Source organism: Cytobacillus oceanisediminis 2691, assembly GCF_000294775.2.
Classification (GTDB): domain Bacteria; phylum Bacillota; class Bacilli; order Bacillales; family Cytobacillaceae; genus Cytobacillus; species Cytobacillus pseudoceanisediminis.
In genome coordinates this window covers 2,588,653-2,601,296 of the sequence record NZ_CP015506.1, presented here as the reverse complement: position 1 = coordinate 2,601,296, position 12,644 = coordinate 2,588,653, and the positions used below count along the sequence as shown (strand labels likewise).

Sequence of the window (12,644 nt, the reverse complement as noted above, 5' to 3'; positions counted from 1 at the left end):
TTTTTAAACGTTGTAAATTATGGAAAAATAATATCTCCTTAGAGGAATTGTGCTATAACAGCATTCCAGGTGCATCAATTTATGATAAAAATGTGACAGAGATGAAGCAAATAAAATTATAAAACATAATAACAATCAAAACTATAAAATTGGAAACTGGATATGAAATAGTGAATAATAGAAACTGTGAAAAAAATATGGGAAAAAGGTGTAAAGATGGCACAGCAGGATTTTACAAAAGGAAATATATTCAAACAGCTCTTGGTGTTCTCAACTCCAATCATGCTCACTAATTTTCTGCAGGTTTCCTATCAATTTATTGATAGTCTGTGGGTTGGGAATCTGCTTGGGGCCGACGCATTGGGAGCTGTGGCGGTGTCCGGCACTGTAATCTTTACAGTTCTTTCTTTTATCATTGGAATAAACAATGCGGCGTTAACGATTTTATCCCAGCAAAAGGGTGGGGATCATGAAGAGGGGCTGAAACAATATTTGAATGCCTTTACCGTCATTCAGACAATTATGTCAGTTGCTCTTGGAATAGCCGGATTCCTGTTTGCAGAAAGAATTTTGGCCATAATGGGCACACCTGCAGGAATGGCTGAAGGTGCAGCATCCTATTTGCAGATTAACTTCATTGGTATTCTGTTTTTATTTGGATACAATTTTATAGGAACCGTACTCAGGGCGCTCGGAGACAGCAAGAGTCCACTGTACTTTGTCCTGATAGCAGTCGTATTAAATGCAATCCTGGACCCTCTTTTTATATCTGTATTCCAGCTTGGTATTGATGGGGCAGCTTGTGCTACGATCCTTTCACAGGGGTTCGCATTTATGATCGGAATGATATTCATACTCCGCAAAAAGCTGGCGCCGTTCACTATTCCTTCTTGGCCGCATAAAGAGGAAGCGGCATTAATTTTCAAGCTCGGCATCCCTTCTGGACTTCAAATGACCGTTATATCGGCTGGTGTTATGGCTATTATGTCTGTCGTCACCTCTTTTGGCGATGACGTGGTTGCGGGATTTGGTGCAGCTCAGCGTATTGACAGCATCATTATGCTTCCTGCGATGGCATTGGGGACTGCAGTCAACAGTATGGCCGGTCAAAATATAGGGAGAAATCAATGGGAACGGGTTCATCAAATCGCCTTGTACGGAGTCATTTACAATCTTGGAATCATGTTTATCATCGCTTTTGGTACGGTCCTATTTGCAGAACACGGGGTGCGCCTGTTTATACAGGATAAAGAATCAGTTCAGTATGGCACTGACTATTTAAAGATCATTGCCTTTTTTTATCCGCTCCTGGGCATTAATTTTATATTGAATGGTGTGGTAAGAGCTTCCGGTGCGATGTTTCAAGTGCTCATACTGAATATCATTTCATTCTGGATCCTGCGCTATCCTTTAACATTCCTATTTTCAAAGTTTATGGGTGATAAAGGAATTGCTGCAGGCATGGCGATAAGCTTTGCTATAAGCAGTGTCATCGCCTTTATGTATTACCGTATCGGAAAGTGGGATAAACAGGCTATATTTGGAGAGGGAAAATAATCCTTTTCACTTTCATTTATTTCATTTATACTAAAATTGGATAATACAATAACGTGCCACAAGGGGAGCATTCTGCTGAGAGTGAATAGTTCGCTGTTCTGACCCTTTGAACCTGTTAGATAATGCTAGCGCAGGAATGTGGAATAAAAGGCGGAAGGGGTTTTTCTGCCTGCTTGTTCTCCCTTGGGGTATCGTCATACGATTATAGGGGGATTTTTTTATGAAAAAATTAAGCCTGACGGCGATGATTGAAGCTTCATTTTTTGCAGCATTTGCTATTATTTTGGATTTCCTTCCATCTATTAAGCTGTCGCCTTCCATTTCGATTTCTGCTGCGATGATTCCCATATTCATTTTGGCATTCAGATGGGGCTTTAAAGTCAGCTTCATTGCCGGTCTATTATGGGGAATATTGCAGATTGCCATGGGTGATGCCTGGATTGCGACTCCGCTTCAGGCATTTATTGAGTACTTTGTGGCATTTGCCTGTATCGGTTTTGCCGGTTTGTTTTTCCGACCAATTCAAAATCAGCTGCGCAGCGGAAACAAGAAAAAGGCATTGGGCTGGGTTGTTTTAGCTGTGTTTGCCGGAAGCCTTGCCCGGTATTTCTGGCATTTCATAGCAGGTGTCCTTTTCTTTGGGAGCTATGCGCCGGAAGGGATGTCACCGGTTCTCTTTTCCTTTCTGGCAAACGGTGCAACCATGCTCGGAGCAGCTATTCTCTGCTCGATTTTAGCAGTATTAATTATATCTTCAGCTCCAAGATTGATCATAAGAAAAACGGATGAAGTTATTCAATCACAAAAACGCGCTTCCTAATATAATCAGCCTCTTTGGAAATTTCCAAAGAGGTTTTTTCTTATTTTAGGAAACTGCTCCTGAAAAATGGGTATATTACTCAAAAAGGGGAGTGATTGTTTGTCAAACACATTGCAGGGCAATATTATTACAGGTGTATATGATGCAGAAACCAGTGCCTTTGAGATCCAGAAGGTTAAAAATTTCAGCACCCAGTCTGTCCTTAACAAAAATCAATGTGAAAATTTGTATAACTATTTATCCCTTCATGAAGAGGATGAGGGAGGACAGATTATTACACTTTACGATCAAATGCCATTAATGCTGACCAGGCAGGAAATAGGCAATTTAAAGAAAGATTTGGAGAACATTAAAAAGCTATATCAGTAGAAAATTGCTTTGCACCTTTGCAAAGCTTTTTTTGCATAAATAAATTTGACAATTTTGTGACAAAAAGTTTGACAAATTTGTGAACATAGTTAGAATATTAAATAAAAGGGGATGAAAATATGACTTTAAAACAGCAAAAGGTGCTGCATTTTTTTAGAAATGTTACTGCGGCCGGTATTCTTTTAGGGTTAATTGTCTTTATTTCAAGCTTTTTTGTAAGCGGTCTCACGGGTGAGTATGTTTTATCAATCGGTTTAAGCATTATGGTATCATCCATGCTAATTTTTGGATTCGGATTTTTTATTAATATGATGGAAGAAATGACAAAGGGCAGCAAGGGAATCAGACAATACAAATAAAACCGGCCTCCAAAAGGGAGACCGGTTTTATTATCTGGCTCATGGGATGGACAAGGCGATTCCGCTTTTCTTGAATTAATGAGCCGCGTGCCCAGAAGTGAGAACCCAAATAGAACCTACTACAATTACAATAACCATAAATACGGCATAAATCATATTAACTAAGTTCGTTTTGCCGTCTTCTCCTTCTCTTAAGTGCATGAACATGAACAGCTGCATGCCTGCCTGAATGACAGCCAGCGAGCCGATGATCCACATGATCACTTTAAAAGAGAGGTTCGTTTTTAGGGCAATACCTGCTGCTGCAAATGTCAGCACAAGGGAAACAACAAATCCAATGACATGGCTTATAGGGAAGCTTTTTGATTGATGATGTTCCATTTAAGCCACCAGTCCTTTCAAATACACGAATGTGAAAATAAAGATCCAGACCACATCAAGGAAGTGCCAGTAAAGGCCGATAATAAACGTTTTTCTTGCTGTAGTAGGGGTAAGGCCTCTTTTTAAAAGCTGGATAATGACCATAGTTGCCCAGCCAATTCCCAATGTAACATGGGCTCCGTGTGTACCCAGCAGGACAAATAAGCTGGATAGGAACGCACTTGTCTGCATCGTTGCACCTTCATGGGCATAATGGATAAACTCATTAATCTCCATGAATAGGAATCCTGCGCCAAGTGCAAGGGTAATCACCAGCCAGGTGATTAGCCCTTTCAGGTTATGGCGGCGCATTTCAAAAATGGCGATGCCCATTGTAAAGCTGCTTGTCAAAAGGAGGACTGTCTGAATCAAGACATCCTTGATCACAAAAATGTCTTTATGTGTTGGCCCTCCAGCAAAGCGTTCATATAAAACTCCATATACTCCGAACAGAGTGGCAAATAGAACGATTTCAGCGCCAAGGAAAACCCAGAAGCCAAGAATATTCATCCGGTCCTGTTCAGTTTGATATTCAAGGGGCAAAGAAGTATCCACTTTAGCTGACATGATCGTGCACCTCTCCTTCTGTTTTTCTCCACGCATTTTCAATTCTGTGGATTTCATCTTTTGTAACATGGAAGCCTTCATTGTAATCGAATGAACGAATGATCAATCCAGCAAAAATGCCGATGGCAGCTACAGCTGCAGCGATGTGCCATTCAAATACAAGGAGGAAGCCTGCGATGCCAAAGATGACACCCATATAAATCGGAAGCCAGGAATTGCTTGGCATATGAATCTCTTCGATTTCACTGTCATATAACGTTAAGCCTTCATTCTTTTTTTTCATGTGCCAGAAAGGATCAAGGGATTTAACTTCCGGCAGTTTTGCAAAGTTATAGAATTGAACAGGTGACGCAGTAGACCATTCCAATGTTCTTGCGTCCCATGGGTCGCTTGAAATGTTTCTGTCGGCATAGCGGATGCTCCAGTAAATGTTGTAGCAGAACACCGCGAATCCGGCTGCCAGAATGATGGAACCAATTGCCGAAAGCATAAAGAGTGGTGCAAATCCAGACTCGGCAGAGTATGTGTATGCACGTCTTACAGCTCCGTTTAATCCAAGGAAGAACATAGGCATGAATGTTACGTTAAAGCCGATAACAAATAGCCAGAAATGCCATTTACCGATTTTTTCATTCAGCATGAAGCCGAACATTTTTGGCCACCAGTAGTAAAGACCTGCAAATACCGCAAATACGACACCTGGAATTAATACATAGTGGAAGTGGGCAACCAGGAATAATGTATTGTGATACTGATAATCCGCTGCACCCATTGCAAGCATTACGCCAGTAACCCCGCCTATGACGAAGCATGGGACGAATGCAAGTGCCCAAAGCATGGCGGAAGTAATTTTTATGCGGCCTTTACGCATCGTAAACAGCCAGTTAAACATCTTGACTCCAGTCGGTATGGCTATCGCCATCGTCGTGATGGAGAAGAAAGAGTTTACAGCAGGGCCTGATCCCATTGTATAGAAATGGTGGACCCAGACAACCATACTTAAAAGGGCAATTCCAAGGATGGAAAATACCATTGATTTATATCCAAACAATGATTTTCTTGAGAAAGTGGCAATAACTTCTGAGAAAATCCCGAATGCAGGAAGGGCAACAATGTAAACTTCAGGATGTCCCCAAAGCCAGAACAGGTTAGCCCAAAGCATATCCATTCCTCCGCCTGATACTGTAAAGAAGTGTGTTCCATACAGACGGTCGAATGTCATCAGTGCCAATGCAACTGTGAAAATAGGGAAAGCTGCCACAATCAGAATGGATGTTACAAAGGTAGTCCAAGTGAACATCGGCATTTTCATTAGTGTCATGCCTTTTGTTCTCATTTTCAAAATCGTGACGATAAAGTTTATACCTGTCATCAGTGTCCCGATACCAGCAATTTGCAGCGCGACTGCGTAAAAATTATTGCCGATTCCAGGGCTGAATTCCTTGCCTGCAAGAGGGAAGTAAGATGTCCAGCCTGCATCAGGCGATCCCCCGATAACAAAAGAAATATTAAATAGCATAGCTCCGCTGAAGAACAGCCAGAAGCTAAGTGCATTCAGCTGCGGAAAGGCAACGTCACGCGCACCAATTTGAAGCGGAATGACAACGTTCATTAATCCAATCAAGAATGGCATTGCCATGAAAAGAATCATAATAACGCCGTGTGTTGTAAAAATTTCATTATAGTGCTGTGAATTCAGAAATTCCATTTCAGGGCGTGCTGTCTGAGCTTTCATCAGCAAGCCGTCCATCCCGCCGCGGAAAAACATCAATACTGCGGAGATGATATACATGATACCGATTTTTTTATGATCAACTGTAGTCAGCCATTCGGTCCAGAGGTATTTCCACTTTTTTAAATACGTGATGGCAGCGACTGCACCAATCATCGTTAATAAAATAGCAATCTGTGAACCTAGTATAAGGGGGTCCCCAGTAATAAAAAACTCATCCCATTTAATGCCCATGATGGCCACCTCCATGGTTTTCTTGACTATCATGGCTCTCTTCTTCACCATGACCTTCAATTACGTTTGGATTCTCATTTTTATAATTGTCATCTTCTTCGAATGTTTTACCTTGATATCCATGGCCTCTGTAGAGCTCAGGATTTGTATAAGCCTTCGAATTTGGATCAGCATGGTTAACCCATTCTAAATGAGTATTGGAATATGTCAGTCTTCCTAAATGCGTAGGCTTCAGCAGCCCTTCATACTCTTTCTCAGTCAGTTTAGGTGCTGTTTCTTTAACGTCGTCAACCCATTGGTCAAAATCTTCCTGTGTTTGAGCAAGAACCTCAAACTTCATATCCGCATAGCCGCGGCCGTTAAAGTTCGTGTTCTGTCCTTCATATGATCCAGGGTTATCAGCGACAAGATACATTTCAGTTTCCATTTTGGGCATCGTATATTTCTGTCCGCCAAGTGCAGGCACCCAGAAAGATTGCATAGTGCTGGCAGATGTCATTTTAAAGAGAACCGGCGTATCTTCAGGAATATTGACATAGTTCACTGTTTCAATGCCTTCTTCAGGATAGCTGAAGATCCATTTCCAGTCAGCAGATGTTACATGTATTGTAATAGGTTCTTTTTCTTCATAGCCCTTAGGTGTTTCTTCCAGCGCATAAAGTGTTTTTACTGTCGGGATTGTTAGGGCGATGACAATTAAAATCGGAATCCCGGTCCAAATAATTTCAAGTAGTGTACTTCCATGCTCCTCAGGGGGTTCATAATCTTTATTCTCAGGTCGTTCACGGTATTTCCAGACAATGTAGCCGAATAATCCAAACACGACTGCAACGACAAGAAGCATCCAGATCAGGGACCAGTTAATTAATTCGGTAATGCTTCTTGCAACGGGGCCCTGAGGTTCAAATACAACCATATTGCAGCCGCTTAAAACCATTAAGGGCAATAGGGCTGTTAAAGAGAGCAGCATTTTCTTCATCTGATGTTTCATCTCCTTTTGACAAAAACTATTGTTAAATAATTCACAAACAATGTGCGGGTTTTCACAAAGATGCCAAAAAAATATATAGCTGGTAAACATAAGCATCCTTAAAAACCTTTATTTAACTTAGTTATCACTGTGTAAATGATATTAACATAAGCAAATGTGAAAAGTTGTGACAAAAGTGGGAAGGAAATAAATGTAAGCTATTTGGACAGCTTATATTTTTGTTCAAATAGCATTATTACAGGGTTTTGGTCATCAAAACAACTTTTGAACAAATTTTGAACTTTAATGCGACACCCTAATTATCTTATGTTACATCCATATTCAAGCAAAAAACCACCAAATAAAATTCTCCATACAAGAATTAATTAAATGAATTCTCTCTTTGTTGAAAAATACTGAATAGTACAGTAACATGGACTAATAATAGAGAAGGACAGGGTGAGGAAATGACTGATTTAAGAAGTGATACGGTTACAAAGCCAACTGAAGAAATGAGGAAAGCTGCTTATGAAGCTGAAGTTGGGGATGACGTATACGGAGAGGATCCATCAATAAATAAATTGGAAGAGACAGCTGCTGAGGTGCTTGGTAAGGAGGCAGCTCTGTTTGTAACGAGCGGCACACAGGGAAACCAGATTGCCATCTTAACACATTGCCGTCCGGGCAATGAAATTATTCTTGAAGCAGAAAGCCATATTTTTTATTATGAAAGCGGCGCTTCATCTGCCTTTGCCGGAGTCCAGACAAGGACGCTAAATGGGATAAGAGGTGCAATGAATCCTTCAGAAGTGGAGTATGCCATTAGGGGAGAAGATCAGCATTATCCGGAAACAGGATTGATTTGTCTGGAAAATACCCATAACAGAGCTGGCGGTGCCGTAATACCTATTGATAATATGGAAGAAATATACAGAATTGCCAAAACGAATAATATTCCCGTACATATTGATGGGGCAAGACTGTTTAATGCAGCCGCAGCCTTAAACCTGCCGGCTTCTGAAATGGCCAATCATTGCGACACTGTGCAAGTATGCCTCTCTAAGGGGCTCGGAGCACCTGTTGGTTCCATTCTTGCAGGCAGCAGAGAATTTATTGCTGCAGCAAGAAAATGGCGCAAAAGATTGGGAGGGGGACTCCGCCAGGCTGGGATCATAGCAGCCCCGGGAATTGTTGCATTAACGAATATGAGAGAGCGTTTAGCCGAGGATCACGAAAATGCTCAATATCTTGCACAGCAGCTTGGACAAATCAAAGGGATTGAAATCGTAAATCAAGTAGATACAAATATCATTGTGGCTGATGTAAAAAACCTTAAAATGAACTCATCGGAATTTGTTGAAAAGTTAAAAGCTGAGGGAGTGCTTTCAGGAACTTTCGGACCTTCTTATGTGCGTTTTGTCACTCACTATGATGTTACTAAAAAGCAGCTTGAAGATGCAGTCATAGCCATACACAGAACAGCTGGTCAAATGATCTAACTGCAAATAAAAACGCATGTTTTCTGCAGCAAGCGTTTTTCCGTTTCAAATGAATCGCATATCTCAGCTTAGATGGCTCAAAAAGCACACAAATGGTTATAAGAAAATAAAAGGAAATCGGCGCATTAGCCGATTTCCTTTTTGTTGATTAAAGGTTCAAGCTGATTTTTTATATCATCAAGCAATTCATGAATGGTCACTTCATTATCTGTTTGTCCTTTATCAAGAGCGGATTCCAAAAGCTTTGCAAAATCATTAAAGTTAGTTTTCATAATAGACACCTTCAAATTGCAATGTATTTTATGACTCTATTCCCTGATAAGATTTTTTAAAACTCATTATATATTATTAATTTTCCGGCTGAGGTGTGACGAATAGTGAACAGCCATTCAATCTTGTTCTTTGTATGAATGTTTAGGTCCTAAGAAATCTGGGTAATTAATACTGATAAATTTCTCAGCTGCCCCCATACCTGTCTAATACAAAGCGAATAGTATAGCAGGAAAGAGATTATAGATTCATTCATTCATTAATTAAATCAGGAGGTCTGGTTATGAGATTGGTGCAAATGGATATTGATCAGCTATTGGAAGCCACATCGGAAATTGCCGAAGAAGATCTTGGCTATATGATCAGACATGTAGAAATTGATCATTTATTAGAACGAACCCAGGATTGGTAATATATATGGAAAATCCCCGCAGTCAGGAACTGAGGGGATTTTTTATGCTGAAGACTTATTTTCTTGAACATGGTTCTTAAATCGCAAAGTTTTTTTAGAAGATATAACTACCCCCAAGGTGACAATGCCTCCGCCGATTATCTGATACAAATACAATTTTTCCTCCGTAAAACACAATGCGAAAATGATAGCGAAAATAGGGAGAAGATTCAGGAAAACCCCTGCTTTGGCTGCTCCTATTAAGGAAACTCCAAAATTCCAGGATAGAAAAGCCATAATTGAAGACAGAAAACCAACATACAGCAAGATTCCTGCGGAGGTTAAGGTGAAGACAGGGGTTTTTTCCATCACTAGATATTCAATAAGGCTTAAAGGCACCAATAGTAAAATGCCGATAAATGATGATGCATAAAAAGAAGTTAGCACAGGCAAAACGTTTGAATATTTTTTCCCAATTACCGAATACGATGCCCACATAATGACTGCTGCCAATACGTATAGATCTCCGGCATTTATTTTCCATGAAAGAAACATTTCAATCGATCCCTTTGAAATAATATATAAAATTCCAAAGACTGACAGGAGAATTCCTGCTGCCTGGTGGGCTAGAAGTTTTTCTCTTAAAATAAATATGGCTAGAATGGCGATAAAAAGCGGTGTAGTACTATTTACCACAGATGCATTAATGGATGTGGTGTATTGCAGCGCAAAATAAATGATTGTGTTGTAACCGGCAACACCTGTCACCGCCAATAGCAAAAGTATCCGCTTATGCTCCCAAATTATGTTCCAATCTCTTTTTAGCTTCTTGACCATAAAAGGAGTTAAAAGCAAGAATGCAATGATCCATCGCATTAGGGAAAAGAGCAGCGGCGGAAAATAATCGACACCAATTCTCCCTATAACAAAATTCCCTCCCCAAATCATGTTCGCTAAAATCAGCATTAAAAAACCATACTTTTTGTTTGTCCCATCCAGCATTTGAGAAAACCTTCTTCCTGCACTGTAATAAATTAAATTTTACCTTTACCTCCAGGAAAATTCATTAATTTCAGAAATTTTATAAAAATTAATTTGTAACTATTGGAAGATTCAACCCGTCAACTTACTTAAAAAGGGGTGTCTTTCATGAAGAAGAAATGGCTTTTTCTGGGCGGAATCACACTAATCATTATTTTATTGGCATACTTCTCGTTTCTTAACAGGTTAAAAATTGTCAGTAACCTGGCAGAAAATAATGAAGAAGTGACAGTTTTAAAGAATAAGGTATGGGAAGTTACGTTTTCAAAAGAACTTAATCCAGATAGTGTGAACAACAGCTCCGTTTATATTTTGAATGAGGAGGGCGGAAAAGAGCAGGTTAAAGTCTCACTGGAAAATAATAATAAATCCATCGAAATTCAACCGCCTGATGAAGGATATAATCTAAATTCTCCAAACTATACATTGGTCCTTACTAAAGATATCAAAACAAAGGGCGGACAAAACCTGAATCAATCAGTAAAAACTGCTTTCAAAGTTATAGATACTCTGCCGGCAATCGGCTCAAGAAATAAATTGAACGATTACTTTTCAAAAATGCTCAATGAAGAAAGGACATTCCTTGCTGGAAGGGATATGGCAGTGAGCGAGGAGAGCAGCAGTGAAAAGAGCTCAGCAGATTCTGCAGGTGCAGACTTTTCCGCAACAAATGTTCAAGTAGCCGGTATAGATGAAGCTGATCTGATAAAAACGGATGGTACGCATATATACAAAATTACTGATAATAAAGTCCAGATTATTAAGGCCATCCCGGCTGACAAAATGAAGATGGAATCTGAATTATCATTCAATCAGGAATTCTCTCCCTATCAGCTATTTATAGAAGGCAATCAATTAATTGTTATGGGCCACAGCTATAAAGATGCTCCTGTTCACATAGGAAAACCTGCTTCAGAAAAAAAGATTGCACCTGCATTTCATTCCACAAAAACGATTGTTTTCAATATCGATAATAAACAAAATCCAGCACAAATCAGAGAAGCAGATATCGAAGGCAGTTTGCTTGCTTCCAGGCTAATGGATGGAAAGGTATATTTGATTACAAGTCATTTTCCCGAATATTGGATTTTGGAAAGAAATAAAAATGCAGATATGCGTCCCCGTTATTTTGATACTGCCGAGAGCAGGGAGCAGCAGATCGTCGATTATAATGAGATAAAATATTTTCCAGGTTCCCAAAACGCAAATTATATTAATATAGCTGTATTGAATTTAAGAGCCGACAAAGAGCCACTATCAGTCACAAGCTACTTAGGCAGCGGAAATGAATTCTATATGTCCCATAATAATCTATATTTATCAGCAGCCAATTACAATAATGAAACAATCGGAGACAGACAGATGCCCCATCCGGATACGAGCATCTATAAATTCAATATAAAAGACGGAAAAGTAGAGTTCCAGACATCAACTGAAATAAAAGGCACCGTTTTAAACCAGTTTTCAATGGATGAATATAATGAAAACTTCAGAGTGGTAACAACCAAAGGAGAGGCCAGGGACGAAAGAACCCCTTCTTCCAACAGCCTTTATATTCTGGATAAGAATTTAAAAAAGATTGGACAGCTGGAAAACCTGGCTAGAGGAGAACGGATTTATTCTGCAAGGTTTATGAATGACCGTATTTATATGGTTACTTTTAAGGAAACGGACCCGCTCTTTGTCATTGATGGATCAAATCCGGAAAAACCTTCTGTTCTGGGTGAGTTAAAAATTCCCGGCTTCAGCAATTACCTGCACCCATTAGATGAAAACCACCTCATTGGCTTCGGACATGATACGAAGATAACAGGAGGCAAAGGAGCAGGCAGCCAGCCTGTTATTACAACAGACGGTGTAAAAATATCTTTATTCGATGTAAGCAATACCAATAAGCCAGTTGAAAAAGATACAGAAATAATAGGAGGACGCGGAACATATTCACCTTTAAATCACGATCACAAAGCTCTGTTTATCCATAAAAAGAAAAATCTATATGGATTTCCGATTTCAATCTATCAAAATAAAGAAGGAAGCCAGTTTGAATCAAATTTCGACTACCAGGGTGCGTTAATATACAAAATTACTGCCCAAAATGGAATCGAGCTTCAAAGACAAATAACCCATCAGACAGAAAATGCAATTTATGAAGAATGGGAAGATACAATTGAAAGGCTTATCTATATCGGCGACCACATATATAGCATTTCCCCTAAAAAAGTGGATGCCTACCATATAGATGGATTCAAAAAAGCAGGAGAACTTGAGTTAAATTAATTGGAGGAACCAGCCATTTTCTGGCCGGTTCTTTTTTATGCGCACACTGAAAAACAATAATGGAAATGAATTACCACATATTAGAATGAAAATGTCGAATAAAGGCTAATATAAAGCTGATAGTATATAAATATAATT

Annotated in this window: 13 protein-coding genes and 1 riboswitch; of the genes, 7 read left to right on the top strand and 6 right to left on the bottom strand. The window is 39.6% G+C overall.

Annotated elements, in window-relative coordinates:
* The first annotated feature begins 216 nt into the window (after positions 1–216).
* From A361_RS13205 to A361_RS13190, 4 genes are all read left to right on the top strand, one after another.
* Entirely contained in the window at positions 217–1,557 is a 1,341-nt protein-coding gene (locus A361_RS13205; protein ID WP_019379815.1) for an MATE family efflux transporter, read from the top strand.
* A gap of 51 nt (positions 1,558–1,608) precedes the next feature.
* A riboswitch (TPP riboswitch) is annotated at positions 1,609–1,711 on the top strand.
* Positions 1,712–1,777: 66 nt separating this feature from the next.
* Complete coding sequence (thiT, locus tag A361_RS13200) at positions 1,778–2,377, top strand: energy-coupled thiamine transporter ThiT (RefSeq protein ID WP_019379816.1); 600 nt, start codon at positions 1,778–1,780, stop codon at positions 2,375–2,377.
* A 99-nt stretch (positions 2,378–2,476) separates the two neighbouring features.
* On the top strand, positions 2,477–2,746 hold the full coding sequence (locus A361_RS13195; protein WP_009334515.1) for a hypothetical protein: 270 nt from the start codon (positions 2,477–2,479) through the stop codon (positions 2,744–2,746).
* Between the two features lie 119 nt (positions 2,747–2,865).
* The gene (locus A361_RS13190) at positions 2,866–3,105 is read left to right on the top strand and encodes a hypothetical protein (protein WP_019379817.1); all 240 of its coding nucleotides are present in this window, start codon (positions 2,866–2,868) and stop codon (positions 3,103–3,105) included.
* A gap of 75 nt (positions 3,106–3,180) precedes the next feature.
* Here A361_RS13190 and qoxD read toward each other — a convergent pair whose 3' ends face one another.
* The 4 genes from qoxD to qoxA are packed head-to-tail and all read right to left on the bottom strand — an operon-like array spanning position 3,181 to position 7,037.
* Complete coding sequence (qoxD, locus tag A361_RS13185; RefSeq protein ID WP_019379818.1) at positions 3,181–3,486, bottom strand: cytochrome aa3 quinol oxidase subunit IV; 306 nt, start codon at positions 3,484–3,486, stop codon at positions 3,181–3,183.
* Positions 3,487–4,092, bottom strand: a complete 606-nt coding sequence (qoxC, locus tag A361_RS13180; protein WP_019379819.1) for a cytochrome aa3 quinol oxidase subunit III — start codon at positions 4,090–4,092, stop codon at positions 3,487–3,489.
* Positions 4,082–6,058, bottom strand: a complete 1,977-nt coding sequence (gene qoxB, locus A361_RS13175) for a cytochrome aa3 quinol oxidase subunit I (protein WP_009334519.1) — start codon at positions 6,056–6,058, stop codon at positions 4,082–4,084. The genes qoxC and qoxB overlap by 11 nt, the downstream gene beginning before the upstream one ends.
* Positions 6,048–7,037 (bottom strand): cytochrome aa3 quinol oxidase subunit II, encoded by a 990-nt coding sequence (gene qoxA, locus A361_RS13170; protein ID WP_009334520.1) that lies wholly within the window; start codon positions 7,035–7,037, stop codon positions 6,048–6,050. Before qoxA ends, qoxB begins: the two co-directional genes overlap by 11 nt.
* A 458-nt stretch (positions 7,038–7,495) precedes the next feature.
* Here qoxA and ltaE point away from each other — a divergent pair, with 458 nt between their 5' ends.
* Complete coding sequence (gene ltaE, locus A361_RS13165; protein ID WP_019379820.1) at positions 7,496–8,527, top strand: low-specificity L-threonine aldolase; 1,032 nt, start codon at positions 7,496–7,498, stop codon at positions 8,525–8,527.
* Positions 8,528–8,652: 125 nt separating this feature from the next.
* Here ltaE and A361_RS29930 read toward each other — a convergent pair whose 3' ends face one another.
* Positions 8,653–8,799, bottom strand: coding sequence for a hypothetical protein (locus A361_RS29930; protein ID WP_019379821.1), 147 nt, complete (start codon positions 8,797–8,799; stop codon positions 8,653–8,655).
* A 281-nt stretch (positions 8,800–9,080) separates the two neighbouring features.
* On the opposite strand from A361_RS29930, the gene A361_RS31255 reads away from it, so the two are divergent.
* The gene (locus A361_RS31255; protein ID WP_019379822.1) at positions 9,081–9,209 is read left to right on the top strand and encodes a hypothetical protein; all 129 of its coding nucleotides are present in this window, start codon (positions 9,081–9,083) and stop codon (positions 9,207–9,209) included.
* 42 nt (positions 9,210–9,251) lie between these two features.
* Here A361_RS31255 and A361_RS13160 read toward each other — a convergent pair whose 3' ends face one another.
* Positions 9,252–10,190, bottom strand: a complete 939-nt coding sequence (locus A361_RS13160; protein WP_019379823.1) for a DMT family transporter — start codon at positions 10,188–10,190, stop codon at positions 9,252–9,254.
* A gap of 147 nt (positions 10,191–10,337) precedes the next feature.
* Between A361_RS13160 and A361_RS13155 the strand changes: the two genes are divergently transcribed.
* Complete coding sequence (locus A361_RS13155) at positions 10,338–12,506, top strand: beta-propeller domain-containing protein (protein ID WP_019379824.1); 2,169 nt, start codon at positions 10,338–10,340, stop codon at positions 12,504–12,506.
* The last annotated feature ends 138 nt before the right edge of the window (positions 12,507–12,644 follow it).